Consider the following 18535-nt stretch of genomic DNA (forward strand, 5'->3'; position numbering starts at 1 on the left):
GGTGGCCCCGCCGTAGTTGCCGAAGCTGACCCGCTCGCGATGGTCGATCGCTTCCTCACCCTTGGCCCTGGCACGCTGTAGGGCTTGGAGTGTATGTTGCCCATGTGCTAAGGGTGTATGAAGTGCGGTGGATATACACCCTCAGCCCTACGCCTTTGGATGGGCGCTAGTGGATTGGGCGACTTAATCGCCAGAGGGTGGACAAGGCGAGCCAATGACCAACAAGGCACAGAAAGCCCCTGGTTCATGGCATGCACTAAAAGGACGGCGCGTTGCGCCGGCTTGCTTATGGCGCGGGAAACCCGCGCCGTTGCTGGGCTCCAGCGACGAGAGAAAGGACAGGCCTCAGCGGCGGGACAATGTCGGCGCTATCGCGCCGGCTGTTTTTGGTCTTTTGTACTTTTGGCCCGTTGTACTTTTTCACCAATGGGCCTATATTGTGCGCACCACCAACAACCGAGGAGGGCGCGGCAATGGCTGCGAAGGTGTTCGCGATACTGAATCAGAAGGGCGGCACGTCGAAAACGACCACCGCCACCAACGTGGCCAGCTGCCTGGCCGTAAAGCATGGATTCCGCGTGCTGCTTGTCGACCTCGACCAGCAGGGCTCGGCTACCGACTGGGCGGCATCCAGGCCAGAGGCCGAGGACGATGCCGGGGTGATCCCGACAGTCTCGATGGGCAAGGCGCTGGCGCGCGACCTGCCGCGCGTAGCTGGGGGCTATGACTACGTCGTGGTCGACGGCGTGCCCCAGATCAGCGAGCTGACCGCCGCTGCCATCCGGGCCGCTGATGCCGTGCTGATTCCCGTGCAGCCGAGCCAGTACGACATCTGGGCATGCGGCGACCTGGTGCAGCTGGTGAAAGACCGCCAGGAGATCGCCGACGGTCGGCCGGTGGCGGCGATGATGATCGCCCGCGCTATCCCGGGCACGGTGCTCGAGCGCGACGTGCGCGGCACCCTCGAGGCCTACGAGCTGCCCATCCTGCGCAGCCAGACCTGCCAGCGCCAGTCCTACGTGGCCGGCATCGAGCAGGGCCGCAGCGTCATGGATCTGCCCGAGGACAACAAGGCCCGCCTCGAGATCGAAGCGGTAACCGCCGAACTACTGGAGCTGACCCAATGACCACCATCAGCAAGCCGACCACCACCAGGCCGAGCCGAGCCAGCCAGCTGGCAGAGGAGCACGTCGAGAAGGCCCGCCGCGCAGTGGTGGCCGACGAGGGCGAGAAGCAGCTCAAGGTGCTGGCCGCGCCCAAGTACCACAAGGGCATGGCCGAGCTGAAAAACATGACGACCGAGGGCGTGCCGGTGAAGCACCTGCTGCTCGAGGCGATCGAGGATCTGTTCGAGAAGTACGGGCGGGGAGACGGCCGGTTCAAGGTCGACGACGTGCCCGAGCTGCGTCGACGCCTTGAGGCGCTGATGAAGTGAAGAAACAGCCCGGCAGCGGCGGCAACCGCTAACCGGGCCAGACACATAGACCTTGGAGGGTTCCCTATGTCCGCACGCGACTATACCACCGCGGCAAGCCTGCCGCTGCACCTGGCGCGAGATCCGCGCTATCGCGACCTGGTGCGCCAATTCGCCGAGCAACAGTGCCTGACAGCCTGGCACGGCATCCTGCGCATGATCGGGGAGGCAGCCTGATGAGCATCACAGAGAACGTATCCAGCGCCATCGAGCCCGAGGATCTGCACCGCGTCCGCGCCATTGCCGCGGCCATCCTCGAGCACCAGGGCTTCCAGGCAAGCGAGCTGCTCGACCTGGTAGTGAGAGAGCAGCCGGTGGCGCACAAGGCCACCAGCGCCCGCGCTGGCGGGCTGGTGAGCACCAACAGCGGCAGCATTGCGCGGGCCACCGCGGCAGTCGACCTGGCGGCGGTGATCGTCAACTACCTGCGCGAGGAGTTCGAGATCCCAGGCGTCGACCACGAGCTCCTGCAGGCACTGCAGCGGGAGGCCGGTCTATGAGCCGCCACACGTCCAGCCCCGCCGAGCAGCTGCTCGGCCTGCTGTTCGGCGCTGGCGCGGCCCTGGTGGCCGGCCTGGCGCTGCTGTACCGCATGACCTGCGCCGCCCTGCAGGATCCCGAGACCAACGAAGACCAGGAGCAGAAACAGCCATGAGCCAAGCCCAGAAGATGAAGAACGCGCAACGCATCAGCGACCTCGAGCTCTACGAGCTGATCGTTGCCATGTACCCCGAAAAATTCGCCGAGCGGGACGAGGCAGGCGACGACTTGTGGGATGAAGTGATGGAGTTCGTCGAAGACGACCTGGTCGGCGAGCTTCTGTGCACAGAGGAAGGACTGCGCGAGCTACTGGGGCGCGTCCTGCTGCTAACTCACCCTATCCGCAGCGGGCTTAGCGGCGAGCTTTTCCATGCCCTCGGCACCGTTGAGATCAAAGGCGGCCAGGTGCAAATGATGGCCCACGCAAAGGCCGCTATCGCCAGCAGCGCGGCAGAGCAGGAGTAACCCCATGCACCAAGCATCCCACGCAATCGCCCGCCGCTGGGTGGCCCAGAATGCCGCCATCCTCGACACGGAAACGACCGGCCTCGATGACCAGGCCGAGATCGTCGAGCTCGCTGTCGTCGCCTGCAGCGGCGAAACCCTCCTGCAGACCCTGGTCAAGCCGACGCGGCCCATCCCACCAGGCGTGACCGAGATCCACGGCATAACCGACGCCATGGTCGCAGACGCCCCGGGCTGGCCCGAGGTGCAGGCCCAGCTGCTGCAGATCCTCGAGGGCCGCCAGCTGGTCATCTGGCACGCCGACTACGACCTGCGCCTGATCGAGCAGAGCGCCGCGGCGCACGGCATCGAGGCGCCCGAGCTGTACGCCGAGTGCGCGCAGTCGGTCTATAAGCACTTCTGGCAGGAGCCCGGCGAGGATCCGGGCAGCGTGCGCCGTCAGCGCCTGACCAAGGCCGCAGCGCAGCAGGGCGTCGAGATCACCGGCCAGGAGCACCGCGCCGAGGTCGACTGCCTGACCACCCGCGGCGTCATCCTCGCCATGGCCAGTGGCGCCGGCGCCAGGTGGCGCCCCGGGTTGCGCGAAAGCACCCCCGACGGACTCCACGCCGCACTGCGCAACGTGCTGCAGGCGCTCAAAGCATCCAGCCGGAAGCGCTACACCTTCCCCGGAGCCGAGGCCGACCACCACACCCACTGGCGCGCCCAATACGACCGCGAGCGGGTCGAGGCTGGTGACTTCGCGGCTGTCACTATCGGGCCGCTGATCTGGCAGATCGCCGACGCGGCAAACCTGACCAAGGCCCAGGCACGGCGCTACCTGACAGAGCTCGAGGGCCTTGGCCTGGCCATGCGACAGCCGCCGCGAGATCGAGGCACCGCGCATCGCTGGTGGCCGGTCGGATTCTCTGACGAACTGCAGGACGAGCGCGCAAAGCTGCTCGAGCAGGAGGCGGCCACATGCGAACCCTGACCATCCCCCTCAAGGGCGAATACTTCGACGCGATCAAGGCCGGCACCAAGCCCGAGGAGTTCCGCGCCGTGACGCCTTACTGGCGGAAGCGGCTAGAAGGCCGAGAGTATGACCGCATCGAGCTGCTGCGCGGCTACCCGCCCCGCGGCGACGTAATCCGCCGCCTGGTGCTGCCATGGAAGGGCTACCGCCTGACGACCATCACGCACCCTCACTTCGGGCCGGATCCGGTCGAGGTGTTCGCCATCGACGTGGCGCACTAGCCCCATGTAACCCACCCCACAAGCCCGCCACCCTGGCGGGCTTTTTGTTACCCTGCCGGCCATCTGCCACAACGGAGAAGCCTGCAGCATGACGCGCACAAACAAAATCATCATCGGCCTGGCCTGCCTGATTGGCGCCGTAACCTACATGCGTTACGACGTGTGGGCGCTCGAGCTGGCGCACAGGAACGCCGGCCGGGAGGCGGACTGCACAATCAAGCAAATTGACGGCGATCAATGGGCGGCCTGCAAGTTTGGATCGGGCGGCAGCCTATGGGTGCAGCACGAGAAAGGATGGGCGGCCGTGAATGGCAAGGCCAGGCAGCTGGCCGAGACCCTGGCGAGACGGAACAACAAGGGCGACGCGGCCCTGTACAGCAAAGGCGGCGAAGGGCAGAGGCCGCCAGAGAAGCTCCTCGGCCTGCTCTAGACCCAGCCAGAAACGAAGAAAGCCCCCACCGCCGCAAGGCAGTGGGGGCTTTCTTGTTATGGCTGTCAGTGGGTCTTGTTGGCCCGTGGCAGCATGGGGTGGCACTCCTCGACGGACATAGCCGCGAGATAAACCGGCTCAGCCGCTGCCGCCACAGCGCTGGCCAGCTCGTTGCTGGCGGCAGCGATGCGCTGGAAGTGCTCGCCGCTCTCGCGCGCCGTCCGGGCCAGGCGCATGTAGCGCTCGCGCTCGACTTCCATCATTTGCGGCGGCACGTAGTACTGCACCGCAGCCAGGCCCAGCGCGGCAGCCAGCGGCACGGTAGACCGGCGGGCGATCACCTCCCAGGCCAGCGGCGTGAAAAGCGCCCGCTGGGCGCCCCTTTCGTCGCGATACAGCCAGACGCTGCCCACCGGGAACTCGCGCTCGTAGCGGTGGTAGAGGTTCAGCGTCGAGTTGCGCAGCCGGTAGCCGAGCAGCGCGTCGAGCTCCTGGTCGCTCAGCCACAGATTGCCGGCGGTATCCCACTCGGCAGCCACCACGCCCTTGCCGAAGTCCAGCTCCACCACGCGCCCGGTGAACTCGGCGCCCACCTCGGCGTTGTACTGGTCGGCATGCTGGCGCTGCAGCTCAGCCTCCATGCGGTTGAAGGCGGCGATGTAAGCCTCTTTCCAGCGCGCCGCCTCTGCGCCCGTGAAGCCCATGCACAGGAAGGTGAAGCCGTCGCGGGTCATGCGGTAAGCCGGGCTCTTTCGGGTCGCACCCTTGCCAATCGCGACCTCTACGATCATCTCCGCAAAATTGCGGGCATGAAAATCGGGCGAGCAGTCCAGGCCCCTGATCCGCTTTAGCACGTCATCGTGGCGCTTGCCGAACACCTCGGCGACAACCAGTGAAGTGGTAGTTGGGCGACCGCCCTCAAGGGATACGGCCGACGGGTCTAATAGGTGTTGCTCGGTCATTGGTCTTGCTCCTTTGCTGCGATCAGCAGCCTGTTGATTACCTTGGTCGCGGACTCGCCCCGCGCCTCGAAAAATGCCAAGGCTTCGGCCGCCTCCGGCCCAAGCCGAACACTCGCGAGCTTTCGCCCGCCGATCTCTCGCAGCCTCGCTTCGTACTCCTCCACACGCTGCGCCGAGCTCTTAGGCTTCTTTTCCAATTCCCCCTCCTTTGCGTTAGGTTGCAGCGGATACTAGAACGCGCTGGAACCTAACGCAACAAATTTCAAGCACAAAAAAATCCCCACCGCCGCGAGGCGATGGGGAGTCGTCAATCCTGGCGCCCGTCGGGGTAGGACGCCTCGAGGGTGCAGCGGTAGCTCTGCTGGCGGGATCCGCTGGCGGTCACCTTGTCGATCGACCAGGTGCCGCGCATGAAGCTGGGCCAGCTGTCGTCGAGCTCGAGCAGCCCCTCGGCACCGAACGCCGGGTTGCCCGGGCAGTCGATCCGCAGCTTCGCCGCCTCGCGCTTCGTCTTGCGGTGTTCGCCCTCGGCCGCGGCCTTCGCCTCGGCTTCGTCCTGGTAGCGCTGGCGCACAGTCTTGAAGGGCGCCTCGCCCACCTCCACCACGCATTCCTTGCCGGCGCTGCCGTCCCACCAGGTGGTCTTGCAGCCCTTGAAGCGGATCCGGCTGTCCTGGTCGATGCTCGCCGCAATGAACGCGCGATCGCCTGGCCGGTTGTCCTTCGTCACCGAGAGGGTGACCGGGGGCAGCGGCTTGCCGCTCAGCGACTTGACCTGGCCGCGGCGGGCCAGCACATACAGGTCGTTGACCGGCTTCGTCACGGCGTCGTAACGCCGCGCGAGGCGCGTCAGAAAGCCCATGTCCGTTTCGTTCGACTGGTCGACGTGAACGATCGGGATCGCGTCCAGCTCGGCCGCCACGCGCGGCGAGAAGCCGTGCTTGGTGGTCAGCTGGCGGAAGATCTGGCCGAGCGTCGTCATGGCGTAGCTGGCCGAGCGGCGGGCCTTGAAGCCCGTCTCGTCCTTCACCTTGAACGGCGCCGCGGTGGCCACGATCAGCAGCAGGGCCGGGAACAGCTGGGGCGTGGTGCGCGTGACGACGAACTCGCCCTTGTCGACCAGCCCCGTTTCCTTGTAGCCCACGCGCAGGCCGATCTTGCCGTCGACGCTGGGCAGCCCCTCGAGGCCTTCGATGTTCACCGTCAGCTTGAGGGTGTCCGATTCGATGCCGGCGGCGTCGACGTGCTCCCAATCGACCAGGCGCGCGTTAATCAGCGCCGCGTTGGCGCCGTAGATCTCCACCGCTGGGGTGTATCCGATGACCATGTATCCTCCTCAGTCCCAGGCAGTGATCGGCGCCGCCTGGGCCGGCTTGCTGGCCAGCTCGGGCAGGTTGACCCAGAGGCCGGACGGCAGGGCCGCGCCGTGCTCGGCCAGCCCCGGATTGACCAGCCAGAAGGCCTCCTCGGCCTCGTCGTCGGAGCGTCCCAGCTCCCGGTAAAGCAGCACGTTTGCCGAGTCTCCGGCGATGGTTCTAACCCGTCTCATTGACGAACTCCTGCAGCTCGAGCGTCCACGACAGCAGCGTGGCGGTGCCGTCGTCGATCACCCGCTCCTGGTCTTCGTTGACGGCGTCGATTCGCCAGCGGCCCCACACCCGGCCGATTCCGTCGACCAGGGTGTAGGGCCGGCGGGCGTCGGCCATGGCGCGCAGCTCGTCGAGCTTGGCCATGCCGGCACCCAGCTGGGCCTTGCCGCTCAAGCGCAGGGTCTCCGCGCCCTGGCCGGTGTTGTGCGACATCGGCTTGCTGCTGATGATGTCCAGATCTACCCAGCCGCCCGTGGTCTTGCGCGAGAGGCGCTCATACGGGAAGCCGGTCGCGAGCCCGAAAACGAACTCGCCCAGCGCCATCTGCTGTCGCATCAGTCACTCCCATCGGTCAGCGCCGCCCCGCGCCGCACGGCGAGCGGGTCGGCCATCATCAGCGGCACGAACTCGCCGCGCATTTTCGCCATCACCTGGTTGGCCAGCGCCTCGCTGGTGGCCTGGTCGGCGCCGTTGACTTGGATCTGGGGCGCGAAGGTGATCTGCCGGTTGTCGGCATTGGTCACCGCCGCCGCGACCTCGTCGGGGCTGCGCAGGCGATCGACCGCGGATCCGGCCATGCCGCCCAGGGCGCCGCCGGCTTCGCTGCCCAGCCAGGCGCCCAGGGCGCCGCCGAGGATCCCGCCGATAGCGGTACCGATGACCGGCACCACCGAGCCCAGGGCAGCGCCTGCAGCAGCGCCGGCCCACATGCCGCCCATGCCGCCCGCGGTCGAGCCGATCGACTCGCCGTAGTCCTCGCCGGTCGATTCGTCATCCATCACCACCTGGGCGAGATCCACCGCGCCGGCCGCCAGCATCAGCGCGCCGCCGCCCTTCATGCCCAGGCCGCGACCACCGCGGCCACCTCGACCGCCGCGACCACCCCGCCCGCCCAGGCCACCGACCCCGCCGCCAGCGCCCAGGCGGGCCATGGCAGCGTTCAGGCGCATGACCGCGCCGTCGGCCGTCACCGCCGTGCGGGCGGTGGTGGCGTCGAGCTTGGCCCGTGCCAGCCCGGCCTTGTTGAAGGCCTGGCCGACCAGCAGGCCGGCGAACTTGAGACCCAGCGCGCCGACCTTGAGGGCGGCCAGCCCGCCACCGAGCACGGCGATGGCCGCCGTAACCGGCGGATAGGCCTCGGCTGCATCGCTAATCATGTCGACCAGGGCGCCCAAGGGCACCAGGACGGCGTCCAGGGCCGGCAGCATGGCCGTGCCGATAGTCGTCGAGAGGCGAGTCAGCTTGGCCGTGAATGCGTTCCAGCCAGCTCGCGAGGTGCTGGCCACGCCCTCGGCCTCTTTCATCATCGAGCCGGCGCGATCGGCGCCGTTGGCCACCGCCGCGAAGGCCCGGTCGACCTCCTCGAGGTTGGCCAGCAGCGGCATGATGGCGCCGATTGATTCGGAGCCGAACAGCTGGGTGGCCAGCGCGTTCTGCTCCTCCTCGGGCTGTTGCTTGAGCGCCTGCAGCACCGACCGGATCGTCTCCGGCGCGTTCTGCTGCATGCCCCTGGCCAGCTCCTCGGGATCGAAGCCCAGGGCGTCCCAGGTCTCGCGCTGGCCCTTGGTGGCGGCGCCGCCCTTGGTCAGGGCGCCGAGGAAGTTCTTAAAGCCGGTACCGGCGATTTCCTTCTCGGTGCCCGGGTTGAGGAACGCCGTCGACAGGGCCGCGCTCTGCTCGGGGCTTAGGCCCGAGGCGCTACCGATCGCGCCGTAGCGCTTGACCACCGACGCAATGTCGGCCGGGGTGGCGTTGAACTGGTTCCCCAGGTGGTTGGTGGCGTTGGCCAGGTCGAGCGTGCCGGCCCGGTCGAGCTTCATCGAGGCCCGCCAGCCGGCCATGGTCTCGCCGGCCGTCTGGGCGTCGATGTCGAACGCCGCGCCCATGATCGCCGCGTCGCGGGTGAACTCCATCACCGCCCGCTGCTTGCCCTCGCTGGTCTTCTCGTCGCCGCCGATGTTGGACTGACCCGCGGCGTACTGGATCTTGGCGAGATCCACCGCGGTGATACCGGCCGAGGAGATCAGCCGGTCGCTGGCCATGCGCAGGTTCTCCTGCGCCATCGCCTCGCGCTGGCCCTCCTCGAAGTTGATGACCTTGGCCACGTCGGCCATGGCCACCTCGAGGTTCATCGCCTGGTCTACCGGCTTGGCGGCCAGGTAGCCGATGGCGGCGGTCTCCAGCATCTGCCCGCGCAGATCCGCGCGAGCGCCCCGATTCGCGTCGATACGCCCCTGGGCGCTGCTCACGGCCTCGAGCCGTGCGCGCTGCGCCTGCAGGGCCGCGTTGGCATGCTCCGTGGCCGTCTCGAGGCGCTTCTGCTCGGCGGCCAGCTGGCTGGTATCCACGCCGGCCTTGGTCAGCTCGGCCTGCAGGCCCTTGAGCTGATTCCGTTCGGCCCGCTGCGCCGCTTCCAGGGTGCGCAGGCTGGCGGTGTTCTTGTCCTGGGCGTTGTCCAGGCGCTTGACCTCGGCCGTGGCGCTGGCCAGCTCGCGGCCAAGCCGGTTCTGTTCGACGCGCGCCGCCTTGACCTGGGCCGTGTTGGCCGCCTCGGCGCCTTCCAGCGCCTTGAGCGTAGCCGCGGCCTGGCCATATTCCTGCTCGAGGCGCGCCACCGTGGCGGTGGCAGCCTGGTGCGTCTTGGCCAGGCTGGCCTGCTCGACCCTGGCCGCCTGCAGGGCGGCCTTGGTCTTGTCGAGCTTCTCGGTCAGCTTGGTGTAGCCGTCGGCCGAGCGGGCGGCGCGGTTGAGCTTGTCGAGCTCGGCGCGCTGACCCTTGATCTCGTCCTGCAGCTGCTCGGCTTTCTTCGAGAAGTCGCCGAACGTCTTCGAGTAGGCGTCCACGGCGGCCAGCCGCAGCGAGTACTTCGACTTTGTGTCAGCCATGCCCTACCCCTTTTGCTTCGCGCCCAGGCGCGCCATGGCCAGCTCGTAGCGGCGCAGCCCTTTGCCGGCATCCCACTCCAGAATCTCTGCCTCGCTCACGTGATAAACGAGGGGTACGACATCGAGGATCACTTCGATGTCGCGTTCGGAAAGTAGTCCGCCGGTTTGTTCAAAAAAGCGTGCAGGCGCTCCTGCAGCTGCGTCCAATCGGGCAGGCTCAGCCGCACGATTTCCACGGTCGACAGGCCGGTGCAGTGCGCGCTGATGAAGTCCGCGCGCTCGGCGTCGGTCTTGAGCTTGCGCATGACCTTGGTCGCCTTCATCGCCGGCACCTGCAGGGCGAGGCGGTCGACCGTGCGGCCGATCGCCTTGATCGGCACCAGGAGCTCGACGTCGTCGGGATCCTCGGGCTTGCGGCCCAGGAAGTAGCTGGCCGGAAGGTTGACGTACTCGTGCATGCGCTTGACCAGGCTCACGTAGTCGGGGCGCTTGATCTGCTCGAGCACCGACAGCGACAGCCCGGTGGCGGCCAGCAGAAGGGCCTCGAACTGGTCGTCTTCGTCGTCGCCGACGGTGGCCAGGGCGGCGCGGTGCTCCTCGACGGTCAGGGCGCGCAGCTCGATGCTGGTCAGGGTCTCGCCGACCTCGGTGGTGACGGGCCAGCGCAGCGGATGCGGTTCGGGTTTCCAGGTCATTGCGGGGATTCCTTGCAGACACGAAAAAGCCGCCCGTAGGCGGCTTGGTTCGAGGGTTGAGGGTTACACCATCAGGGCCAGGCGGCGGGCGCCCTTGAGCAGATCCACGCCGTTGACCACCACCTTCTGGGTGCGGGTGTCGATGTCGATCACCGGCACGCCCATCTCCAGGCGGGTGTAGGTGCGCAGGGCGATTTCCAGCACGGTGACCGGCTTGTCGCCCATCTTGAGGGTCTTCTCCTCGAGCTTTTTCAGCTTGCCGCCCTGCACGTGGTAGGTGAACCACTCGTTGCCGTCCTGGTCTTCGCCGGCCTCCTGCACGGTCAGCAGCACCTCGTCGCCGCCGCTGACGCCCAGGGCCGCCATGATCGGCAGGCCGACGCCCTGCAGCGTCAGCTTGCCGGTCAGGGCCTTCATGCCGGTGGCCATCTCCTCGGGGATGTAGCGCCCGCCGCGCATCTCCTCCATGTCGAACTCGATCACCGGGGGATCGTAGTCGTCGATGGTCGCGTTAAGCGGCAGGCCTTGCAGGGTTGCGGTGATGATCTGCCGCACTCGGTTGGTAAGCATCAGAGAACGTCCTCCAGAAACTCTTCGATGATCGCGTCAGACGCATTGAGCTGGTAAATCATGTGCTCGTTGGGCGCGTAGCGGCCGTAGTCGATGCACAGGTACCATGTGCCGTTCTTGTACTTCTCGACGCTGTTCAGCTCGGGGTGCAGGTACACCTTGCCGCCCGGGATGGTCTCGTCCGCCACCAGGGTCTGAATCCAGTCGTTGATCCGCTTGACCTCCTGCTCCATGAAGGTCTTGGTCAGGTTCTTGGCCATGACCTTCTGCGCCGCCTTCACCAGCTTGCGGGTGATCGCGTCCTCGAGGCCCACGTAGCTGATGAACTTGCCGGTGATCGAGCGGTTGCCCAGCAGCGAGAAGCCGCCCAGGGTGGTGCGGGCGTAGTAGCTGACGCCGTAGCGGTTGAGCAGGTCGCCCTCGGTCGACTTGTCGAGGATGTTGTACTCGACAGAGCGCGAGACGTCGGCCGCGTAGGTCACCTGGTTGCCCGGGCTTTCCCACTGCTTGACCGCGGCCATGGCGGCAATGGCCAGGCTCGAGGGCGGCAGGAACACGTTGGCCTTGGCCGCCTTGGAGTAGACCGCCGGCATCTGGTGAACCATGTAGCAGCGGTCGTAGCCCAGCTCGGCGCCGCCGATTGCCTGGCTGTTGACCACCTGGCCGGCCACGTCGGTGTCCAGGCCGTCGAAGACCACCCGCGCGCGGATCCGCTTGCCCAGGCTAGCCAGCTCGCTATGCACCGCCTGGTCGTCGGAGAAGCCCGGGGCGCCGATGATGGTCGGCACCTCGGCGCACAGCGCCAGGGCGCCGAGGCCGGTCACCTGGCCCGACGTCGCGTCGACGCCGCCGATCACGTTGTTAAGGGTGTCGGCCGGGGTGGCGCCCTCCTCGACCACGATCACATAGACCGGCACCTTCACCACTTTCAGGATCTGGTGGACGGTGTGATACAGCGAGCCGGCCTCGGTGCCGGTCGGATCCAGCAGCGCGGCCAGGGTGAAGCTGTTGATGCGGAACGGGGCGTTGCGCGGCACGCTGGCGTCAGCCTTGGGCGCGGTACCGACCAGGCCCACGACGTTGTCGCCAAGGCCGCCCATGGCCTCCGGGGATTCGGTCGTCTCGACGGAGACGCCGTTGTGCTCGAAATTGGTTACCTCGGCCATGGTCAGTCCTTAGCGGTGGTTTTCTTGGTGGTAGCCGGCGCGGCCTGTTCGGCCTCGAGCTCGGCGGTCAGCTTGATGCGGCCGGCCTGGCGCAGGGCCAGGGCCTCGACCTCGAGCAGGTCGACCTTGTCGCCCTTGCGCGTCCAGTGGCCGCCGCCCTTGGGGTAGGGCACGAGCACGGTGTAGTTCTTGCGGTCTGCCATGGTGGCGTTCTCCTGTACGGCGCGGCTCAGCCGATCGCCTTGATGGGGTTGATCTCGAACGTGAAGCCCTTCCACTCGCGGGTCGGGTCGGCCTGGTAGTCCTCGAGCCAGTCGGACGGCTCAGGCTTGAAGCCCAGCTGCACCACCAGGGCGCGGCTGGCACTCCACTGCCAGACCCAATACAGCCCGTAGAAGCGCCACAGCAGGCCCGCACGGGCCATCAGGAAGCGCACGCCGCCCTTGCCCGGGTCGTCTTCGACCTCGTCGCGGCCCCACCAGGTACAGGCGGTGCGCGTCACCGGGCAGCCGAACAGCCGCGTGAAGCGCAGGTTGTTGGCCGGGTTGCGGAAGGCGAGCCAGACCAGCATGGAAAACCAGTGGTAGGCGCCGAGGCCGAACGGGGCGTTGGTGTGCCACCAGCCGCGGCGATCGCCCAGGGCGCCGTCGCGGTCATTGCTCCAGGGCCAGGCCCAGCGCGGCAGCGTCACTAGGTACCAGGTACCGGCGGCCTGGCTGAAACGCTCGGCGGTGTCGGCGTGGCGGGTGCGGAACGGCAGGGCCAGCGGCACCACGATGAAGCCGGCCAGGATGAAGGCCACGCGCAGCGGCAGGAGTACCGCCAGCTGCAGCACGAACAGCACCAGGTGGAACGGCAAAAGCCAGGCACGCCAGCCAGCGGCCGGCGCAGGGATTGCGATCGACATAGGGGATCCTCAGAAACGCGAAAGCCCCCAGGGCGGGGGCTTTCTGCAGGCGTAAAAAAACCGCTTTCGCGGCTTCGGTTACTTCAGGAAGGCGGGCGGTTCAGGCCACGTCAGGACGTCGGGATCCGGCTGCTCGGTCAGGTCGCGCAGGGCCTGGCGATACGCGGCGGCCGAGGCCTTCTGCTCGGCAGTCAGCGGACTGTCAGGAAGCTGCGTCCAGTCGCTGGCAGTCAGGCGCAGATCGCGGTCGGTTCGGATGCCCGCCCACTTCGCAGCGGAAACGCCGGCAGCGATCACATCCTCGGCGATGCCGGCGGCGCGCAGGGCTTCCACGTCCCACCCCTGATATACAGTGTCACCAACCCTTACTGTAACAATCATTTAAACCCCCAAGATTATGCCGACTGGAAAGGAACAGAGCCGTTCATCACGAAGTTAGTCAGCGTGTTTTGATAACCGCCAGCAAAACCAAACGACGAGTCGCTATATCCACGAAGAATACCGACGTTTGTCCCCGCCAATGCGTTGAACTTGGAGTAAGTTGCAGTAAATGTGCAACTCCCGAGCTCCACGTTAACAACGTTATTGCCGTCGCGGGCTTCAACCTTAGCGCCGCCAAAGTTAACGTAGGCGCGCGACAACACTTTGAAAAAGGAAGCCCAATGCACCGGGCGATGCGGGACGTTGCCATAATTCAGACGTAGGCCGCGAACAGACACTGTCGCGTCAGCCCCCAATACATACTGACAGTCGCCCGTGCCTGGGAGGCCATCCGCATAATCAGGGCGCCGGATCACCCATTGATCGCGGTCAGCCTCGACTATGTTCGCATAGGGAGTGTTATCACCATAAATAATGATGTTGCTGCCATCTGGCTGCGAGATACTGCTACTCATAAAATGCGTATTCTTTGAAAGCCAGATATACGCATATCGACGGAATCCAACCCCCTCTACGGCTGCCTTTAAGGTTCTCTTGGCTTTTGCCCAGCTCAACCCGTCATTAGCATCATTGCCATTAACGGAGTCGACGTAGTAGCTAATTCGATTCTCCAAATAACTCTTAACGGTTCCCGGAACACTAACCACCGCATCATCGACCTTCTGGTCGATCTCGGTCATTTTCCCATTAACCGCGGCGGTCAAGTTATTGGCGGCCGTCACCAGCGCCGCGATCTGAGTTTCAAGGCTCACAGTTCATTTCCCCTATATTGCGTTGATCTGCGCGGCGCCGTTATTGAACGCCGTCGCCAGGCGATTGAATCCATCAGCTACCTCGGCCTCGAGCGCCGAGACGCTGGCCGCCGAGGCGTAGTAGGCCGGGGCGTTGCCGCCCAGCAGGGACGAATCGGCCGCCTTGCCCGTCTTGAGCAGGAACTTGCCGTCGGCCTGGGTGATTGTGTAGGTCGTCGCCTTGTCGGCCTTGGCGTCCAGCGCGGCCAGCATGGTGGCCGCGAAGTTCGGGTCGTTGCCCAGGGCGTCGGCGAACTCTTTCAGCTGGTTGAGCGCCTCGGGCGCGGCGCCGATCAACTCCTCGAAGCGCGCCTCCATCTGCGCGGGCGTCACGCTGTCGACCTTGTCTGCCTTATCCAGCAGCCCGGGCACGGTCACCATCAGGGTGACGTTGCCGGACCCGTCGAAACCGACCTCGCCGGTCGCCTCGCCGGCCAGGGTCAGCAGCCGCGCGACCTTGAGCCGCGAGGCCGTCGCCGCATTGGCGCCTAGGGTCAGCAGCGGGTCGGCCAGATCCGTCTTGGTGTAGGTGTCGGCCTTGTTGGCCTTGTTGCGCAACTTGCCGTCGATCACCCCCATCAGGGAGTTGACCGAGGCGAGCAGCGTCTCGAGCTGGGTTAGCAGGCTCATCTAGCCCCCTTGTGCGGAGATAGCCCCCGCGTGGTAATCGAAAGCGCCCTGCAGATCCTCGAGCAGGGCGGCCATAGCGGCACTAGTGTCGCTGGCCAGAGCCAGAGCCTGGCGGGCGTCCGCCTCGGCCTGCAGGGTGCGCTGCAGCACGTTCTCGGCCAGAGCGCCGACCGGCCCCTGTACGCCAGCGCTGACCACGGTCACACGCGGCGAGAGCAGCTGGCGAACCTCCACCACCCGCCCCGCCTGTCGCACGGTTACCACCCGCTCGATGCCCCGGGTAACCACCACTCGCTCGACAGCGGCGCTCATAGCAGCCCCGGCGACAGCGCCACGGTGCCGCGCAACAGGCTGTAGACGTCGCCGCTGGGGTACTCGACCCGCAGCTCATAGCGCGCGCCCTGCCATTGCTTGCTGTGCCTGCCCGCCGTCTTGCCCGGGGCCAGGCTCACCGCCACAGTGCCCGCGGCGCCGCCCAGGCTGATGCCGCCATCCTCGGTGCTGCACTCCACCAGCGGACGAGCACTGTCCGCTGGGCAGATCACGAAACGAGCGGCGCAGCCGGTGACGTCGATCGGCGCGCCCGCGCTGTCCGACCAGGTCGCCTCGAAGCCGAAGGTGGTGCCCTCGATCAGCTCCAGAGTCGGCCCGTTCATGCGCCTGCCTCCAGCTCCATGACACGGAACAGCAGGCCAACGTGGCGGGCCATGTTGTCGATGTTGGCCGTCGCGACCGTGGCCAGCTCCTCGGTCAACATGATGTTGAGGTTCTCGCTGCCCACGTTGACTGTCACGCTGTTGCTCGGCAGCGCGGAAATATCCAGAGTGAACTTCTGCACCAGAGTTGCGGTGGCCGCCTTGTAGGTCAGCAGCTGGCCGGCGACCGAGTAAACCGCCAGCAGCGTGCCGCTCTCGAGGAAGAAGCCGAACTCGCCGACCTCATACTCCAGCGCGCCGCCGAACAGGCCAGCGATGCGAATCTCGCCGCTTCCCAGATCTTCATATTCGGCAATGGTCACGCGCTGCCGCTCGGCCTTGAGCGCCGTCTCTGCGCCGGTCGGGGTGTAGCGCGAGGTTCCTGCGGCGATATGGGTAATCGCCCCTTTCAAGCCCTGGTTTTTGGCCTGTACCAGTTCAGCCAGGCCAGCGGCGGTAAACCGCACAAGGCGGGTGAGGTCTGTCATGTCTGCGCCTCGAGGTCGTAGTCGTTGATGGTGTAGTGCTGCGCCGCACCCGCGGCGCCCAGCTCGCCGCGCAAATCCAGCTCGGGCAGCGCGCCGGCCAGATCCAGGTCGCCGACAGCTAGCGGCGTGCCGGCTGCAGCAGCGGCGCGCAGGCCGCCGCTGGTCTCATGCACCAGGATCAGGTCGAGGTTGTCGCGCTCGCTCTTGGCATCGTTCAGCCGCCGCCACAGCCGCGGGAAGTCGCCCGGAAGCCAAGGCCGCCCGACCGTGGCCTCGACGGTGAAGGTGTACGGCACGCCGGCCGGCTTTTCGTGCCAGCTGGTGACCAGCGCCTCGAGCTCCATTGACTCGACCGCATGCACCAGGGCGCGGCGCGTGCCGGCCTGGCGCTTGATCGCCCAGGCCAGCGACGTGGTCAGGCGCAGCTCGCTTTCCGGCGCCGCGGGATCCCAGTCGCCCACGCCGCGATCCGCGGCGAGGTACGGTAGGAACTCGGCCGGGGTCGCGGCCGGATCCATCAGCGCCGGGAATGGCGGTTCTATGCGCTCGAGCAGCTGCGCGAACGCCAGGTCAAGGCCGGCCTCGAGCGCCGAACGGTTGGCCGGCAGCAGGGTCGCCTGCGGGGCGTTTTCCTCACTCATAGCGTGCGCACCTCGACGTCAATCGCCGTGCAGTAGGGCGCCTGGCTGGCCGCGCACTCGATGGGCGCGAGCGGCTCGAGCAGCTGCAGGCGCTCGGCGCCGGCCGCGTGCAGCACGTAGTCGATCCGGCTCGGGTCGACGTAGCCGCCGAGGCGGTGGCGCTCGGCGGCATAGCTGGCCAGCGCCTGCTCGGCGTTCGCCTGGGTCAGCTGGGCGTCCGGGCCGGTGTTGATGTAGACCACCGCGCGGATCTGATACGGCAGGATCTCGGGCGCCTGCACGGTTACCTTGTCAGTTTCCGGGCGCACGTCGTCGCGAGCGAAGTGTGCCCGGGCGGCAGCCAGCAGGCCCGCGCTCGGCGTGCCGTCACCCTCCCGCGACAGCAGCGTGACCGCCACCTCGCCGAGGGCGGTCTGCCGGCCGTTGGCGTCCTTCACCTTGGCCGCGTTGGCGTCGGCGGCGAAGGTGTAGGTCACCACCACCTTGCCCGCCTCGGGCGATTCCACGCTGACCGCGGCGCGCTCGCCGAGGGTCATGGCCTCGCGCCGGTACTGCAGGCGCGAGCCAGCGGCAGGCGCATGCGGGGCCAGGTAGTAGCGGATCCGCGCGTCGGCGTCGGCCTCGACCTCGGCCGGGATCGGCGGGAAGGCGTTCGGGTCGCCCTCGCTGATGGTGCGCCGCTCCAGACCCATGTCGGCCAGGCGGGCGTCCAGGTTCGAGCCCTCGGCCCACCAGGCCAGCATCTGCTTGATGCGGGCATTGTATTTGCGCGTGTGGCTCTGCAGGCGCAGGGTAAAGGCCTGCAGCATCATCGCCAGCAGCTCGCTGTCGTTGGCCAGGGCCTCCTCGAGGCGGGCGGCCTTCTCGGCGTCGCGGGCGGCCACGTAGGCCACCACCTCGGCCTTGAACTCGGCCAGCAGGGTCTCGAACTGCTCGACCTTGACGATCTCGGGCTCGGCCAGCTGGTTGAGCCCCGGAATAAGCATGCTCACGTGACCACCTCGAACGTCATCTTGCGGTTGTGCCAGGTGCCCGCCAGGCGTAGGCGCAGGCCGGCTCCCTCACGGGTGGCCACCACTACCTCGGGCTTGAAGTCGCCGATACCGTTGGCCTCGTTGTAGAAGGCGTCGACGGCGTCGGCCTGGGCCAGGATCAGCAGCTGGTCTCCCAGGTTGCGAGCGAAGCGGGTCGGCAGGCGGCAGCCGTACAGGGGCCGCTTCTGCCGGGTGCCGAGCGGGGTCGTCAGCGCGCGGGTGGCGCGCTGCACGAATTGGGGCCAGTCGTCGACAGTGGCCCCGGTGTCGCGGTCTATTCCGATCATGCAGGCTCTCCACCGATGCTCGGGCCGCCCGAGTTCAGGTGCTTGTGATCCTTGCCGATGTTCTTGCCGTCGTGGTCGACGGCGCCGCCGATATGCGAGAAACCGGCAGCGGTGACCTTGAAGCCGACGCCGCCAAGCATCACCTCCACCCCGGTGCGGTCGGCTTTCACCGAAAGCGGGCCGTTATTCCAGTTGAAGGCGTTCGCGGCATGGTCGTAGCTGCTTTCGGTGCCGTCCGGGTAGGTGCGGCGGTGTAACTCGGCGCGATCAGAGACCGGCGGGAACTGCGCCGAGGGCAGCCCCAGGAGGGCCACCGCCTGGGCGCTACCGTCGCCGCCGCCGTAGTTCAGCAGCAGGCACTGCTCGCCCACCGACGGGTGCCGGGTCTCGCTGATGCCGCCGGCCGCGAGGCTGGCGTACTTGATCCAGGGCGAGCGCAGCTCGCCGTGGCTGACCTGGCAGACGCCCTTCGACGGATCCACTGCCGCCACCGTGCCGATGCGGTTGTGCCCCTCGGCACGGCGGCGCAGATCCTCGAGCTCGGTCTCCAGCGCCGCCAGGCGCTCGATCAGCGGCCCCAGCTGCAGGCGCAGGTAGGCGTCGAACATG

At 67.0% G+C, this 18535-nt stretch carries 31 protein-coding genes; 9 read left to right on the forward strand and 22 right to left on the reverse strand.

Going from position 1 to position 18535, the window contains the following annotated elements; all coding sequences use genetic code 11:
• Positions 1-473 precede the first annotated feature (473 nt).
• The 9 genes from parA (at position 474) to AC1MHZ_RS22695 (ending at position 4145) form a co-directional block, all read left to right on the forward strand.
• On the forward strand, positions 474-1127 hold the full coding sequence (gene parA / locus AC1MHZ_RS22655; protein ID WP_277344505.1) for a ParA family partition ATPase: 654 nt from the start codon (positions 474-476) through the stop codon (positions 1125-1127).
• The gene (locus AC1MHZ_RS22660; protein WP_100550071.1) at positions 1124-1435 is read left to right on the forward strand and encodes a hypothetical protein; all 312 of its coding nucleotides are present in this window, start codon (positions 1124-1126) and stop codon (positions 1433-1435) included. Before parA ends, AC1MHZ_RS22660 begins: the two co-directional genes overlap by 4 nt.
• Before the next feature lie 66 nt (positions 1436-1501).
• Positions 1502-1651: a hypothetical protein gene (locus tag AC1MHZ_RS22665; RefSeq protein WP_152959924.1), complete on the forward strand. Its 150-nt coding sequence runs from the start codon at positions 1502-1504 to the stop codon at positions 1649-1651.
• Complete coding sequence (locus tag AC1MHZ_RS22670; RefSeq protein WP_482966953.1) at positions 1651-1974, forward strand: hypothetical protein; 324 nt, start codon at positions 1651-1653, stop codon at positions 1972-1974. Before AC1MHZ_RS22665 ends, AC1MHZ_RS22670 begins: the two co-directional genes overlap by 1 nt.
• The gene (locus AC1MHZ_RS22675) at positions 1971-2129 is read left to right on the forward strand and encodes a hypothetical protein (protein WP_482966954.1); all 159 of its coding nucleotides are present in this window, start codon (positions 1971-1973) and stop codon (positions 2127-2129) included. Before AC1MHZ_RS22670 ends, AC1MHZ_RS22675 begins: the two co-directional genes overlap by 4 nt.
• A complete protein-coding gene (locus AC1MHZ_RS22680; RefSeq protein ID WP_482966955.1) occupies positions 2126-2479 on the forward strand; it encodes a hypothetical protein in 354 nt (117 codons plus the stop codon). The genes AC1MHZ_RS22675 and AC1MHZ_RS22680 overlap by 4 nt, the downstream gene beginning before the upstream one ends.
• A gap of 4 nt (positions 2480-2483) precedes the next feature.
• Complete coding sequence (locus tag AC1MHZ_RS22685) at positions 2484-3452, forward strand: 3'-5' exonuclease family protein (protein WP_482966956.1); 969 nt, start codon at positions 2484-2486, stop codon at positions 3450-3452.
• Positions 3440-3715, forward strand: coding sequence for an RNA-binding protein (locus AC1MHZ_RS22690; RefSeq protein ID WP_100550069.1), 276 nt, complete (start codon positions 3440-3442; stop codon positions 3713-3715). Before AC1MHZ_RS22685 ends, AC1MHZ_RS22690 begins: the two co-directional genes overlap by 13 nt.
• Before the next feature lie 88 nt (positions 3716-3803).
• Positions 3804-4145 carry a hypothetical protein gene (locus AC1MHZ_RS22695; RefSeq protein ID WP_482966957.1) on the forward strand — a complete coding sequence of 114 codons (342 nt, stop codon included), beginning with the start codon at positions 3804-3806 and terminating at the stop codon, positions 4143-4145.
• A gap of 65 nt (positions 4146-4210) precedes the next feature.
• Here the strand turns inward: AC1MHZ_RS22695 and AC1MHZ_RS22700 are convergent, their stop codons facing one another.
• The 22 genes from AC1MHZ_RS22700 to AC1MHZ_RS22805 all read right to left on the reverse strand — a co-directional run bounded on the left by AC1MHZ_RS22700 (position 4211) and on the right by AC1MHZ_RS22805 (position 18534).
• The gene (locus tag AC1MHZ_RS22700) at positions 4211-5107 is read right to left on the reverse strand and encodes a Rha family transcriptional regulator (RefSeq protein ID WP_482966958.1); all 897 of its coding nucleotides are present in this window, start codon (positions 5105-5107) and stop codon (positions 4211-4213) included.
• Entirely contained in the window at positions 5104-5304 is a 201-nt protein-coding gene (locus tag AC1MHZ_RS22705; RefSeq protein ID WP_482966959.1) for a hypothetical protein, read from the reverse strand. The genes AC1MHZ_RS22700 and AC1MHZ_RS22705 overlap by 4 nt, the downstream gene beginning before the upstream one ends.
• A gap of 110 nt (positions 5305-5414) precedes the next feature.
• The gene (locus AC1MHZ_RS22710; protein WP_482966960.1) at positions 5415-6434 is read right to left on the reverse strand and encodes a contractile injection system protein, VgrG/Pvc8 family; all 1020 of its coding nucleotides are present in this window, start codon (positions 6432-6434) and stop codon (positions 5415-5417) included.
• Positions 6435-6443: 9 nt separating this feature from the next.
• Positions 6444-6656: a tail protein X gene (locus AC1MHZ_RS22715; RefSeq protein ID WP_033945726.1), complete on the reverse strand. Its 213-nt coding sequence runs from the start codon at positions 6654-6656 to the stop codon at positions 6444-6446.
• Complete coding sequence (locus AC1MHZ_RS22720) at positions 6643-7032, reverse strand: phage tail protein (protein WP_482966961.1); 390 nt, start codon at positions 7030-7032, stop codon at positions 6643-6645. The genes AC1MHZ_RS22715 and AC1MHZ_RS22720 overlap by 14 nt, the downstream gene beginning before the upstream one ends.
• Positions 7032-9581: a phage tail tape measure protein gene (locus AC1MHZ_RS22725; protein WP_482966962.1), complete on the reverse strand. Its 2550-nt coding sequence runs from the start codon at positions 9579-9581 to the stop codon at positions 7032-7034. Before AC1MHZ_RS22725 ends, AC1MHZ_RS22720 begins: the two co-directional genes overlap by 1 nt.
• 3 nt (positions 9582-9584) lie before the next feature.
• Entirely contained in the window at positions 9585-9713 is a 129-nt protein-coding gene (locus AC1MHZ_RS22730) for a hypothetical protein (RefSeq protein ID WP_033945724.1), read from the reverse strand.
• Positions 9710-10276, reverse strand: coding sequence for a phage tail assembly protein (locus AC1MHZ_RS22735; RefSeq protein WP_482966963.1), 567 nt, complete (start codon positions 10274-10276; stop codon positions 9710-9712). The genes AC1MHZ_RS22730 and AC1MHZ_RS22735 overlap by 4 nt, the downstream gene beginning before the upstream one ends.
• Before the next feature lie 63 nt (positions 10277-10339).
• Entirely contained in the window at positions 10340-10846 is a 507-nt protein-coding gene (locus AC1MHZ_RS22740; protein ID WP_034031279.1) for a phage major tail tube protein, read from the reverse strand.
• A complete protein-coding gene (locus AC1MHZ_RS22745; RefSeq protein ID WP_482966964.1) occupies positions 10846-12012 on the reverse strand; it encodes a phage tail sheath protein in 1167 nt (388 codons plus the stop codon). The genes AC1MHZ_RS22740 and AC1MHZ_RS22745 overlap by 1 nt, the downstream gene beginning before the upstream one ends.
• A 2-nt stretch (positions 12013-12014) precedes the next feature.
• The gene (locus tag AC1MHZ_RS22750; protein ID WP_034031281.1) at positions 12015-12215 is read right to left on the reverse strand and encodes a hypothetical protein; all 201 of its coding nucleotides are present in this window, start codon (positions 12213-12215) and stop codon (positions 12015-12017) included.
• 26 nt (positions 12216-12241) lie between these two features.
• The gene (locus AC1MHZ_RS22755) at positions 12242-12919 is read right to left on the reverse strand and encodes a DUF7338 family protein (protein WP_482966965.1); all 678 of its coding nucleotides are present in this window, start codon (positions 12917-12919) and stop codon (positions 12242-12244) included.
• Positions 12920-12997: 78 nt separating this feature from the next.
• Positions 12998-13252, reverse strand: coding sequence for a tail fiber assembly protein (locus AC1MHZ_RS22760; protein ID WP_482966966.1), 255 nt, complete (start codon positions 13250-13252; stop codon positions 12998-13000).
• Positions 13253-13314: 62 nt separating this feature from the next.
• Positions 13315-14112, reverse strand: a complete 798-nt coding sequence (locus tag AC1MHZ_RS22765) for a hypothetical protein (protein WP_482966967.1) — start codon at positions 14110-14112, stop codon at positions 13315-13317.
• Between the two features lie 12 nt (positions 14113-14124).
• Complete coding sequence (locus tag AC1MHZ_RS22770) at positions 14125-14781, reverse strand: hypothetical protein (protein WP_482966968.1); 657 nt, start codon at positions 14779-14781, stop codon at positions 14125-14127.
• Positions 14782-15093: a hypothetical protein gene (locus tag AC1MHZ_RS22775; protein ID WP_482966969.1), complete on the reverse strand. Its 312-nt coding sequence runs from the start codon at positions 15091-15093 to the stop codon at positions 14782-14784.
• Positions 15090-15437 (reverse strand): hypothetical protein, encoded by a 348-nt coding sequence (locus AC1MHZ_RS22780; protein WP_482966970.1) that lies wholly within the window; start codon positions 15435-15437, stop codon positions 15090-15092. The genes AC1MHZ_RS22775 and AC1MHZ_RS22780 overlap by 4 nt, the downstream gene beginning before the upstream one ends.
• The gene (locus AC1MHZ_RS22785) at positions 15434-15964 is read right to left on the reverse strand and encodes a hypothetical protein (RefSeq protein WP_482966971.1); all 531 of its coding nucleotides are present in this window, start codon (positions 15962-15964) and stop codon (positions 15434-15436) included. Before AC1MHZ_RS22785 ends, AC1MHZ_RS22780 begins: the two co-directional genes overlap by 4 nt.
• Positions 15961-16605 carry a phage tail protein I gene (locus AC1MHZ_RS22790; protein WP_482966972.1) on the reverse strand — a complete coding sequence of 215 codons (645 nt, stop codon included), beginning with the start codon at positions 16603-16605 and terminating at the stop codon, positions 15961-15963. Before AC1MHZ_RS22790 ends, AC1MHZ_RS22785 begins: the two co-directional genes overlap by 4 nt.
• Entirely contained in the window at positions 16602-17597 is a 996-nt protein-coding gene (locus AC1MHZ_RS22795; protein WP_482966973.1) for a baseplate J/gp47 family protein, read from the reverse strand. Before AC1MHZ_RS22795 ends, AC1MHZ_RS22790 begins: the two co-directional genes overlap by 4 nt.
• A complete protein-coding gene (locus tag AC1MHZ_RS22800; RefSeq protein WP_482966974.1) occupies positions 17594-17926 on the reverse strand; it encodes a phage baseplate protein in 333 nt (110 codons plus the stop codon). The genes AC1MHZ_RS22795 and AC1MHZ_RS22800 overlap by 4 nt, the downstream gene beginning before the upstream one ends.
• Entirely contained in the window at positions 17923-18534 is a 612-nt protein-coding gene (locus AC1MHZ_RS22805; RefSeq protein WP_482966975.1) for a phage baseplate assembly protein V, read from the reverse strand. Before AC1MHZ_RS22805 ends, AC1MHZ_RS22800 begins: the two co-directional genes overlap by 4 nt.
• Between the last annotated feature and the right edge of the window lies 1 nt (position 18535).

This window comes from Pseudomonas sp. FA-1, assembly GCF_056856075.1.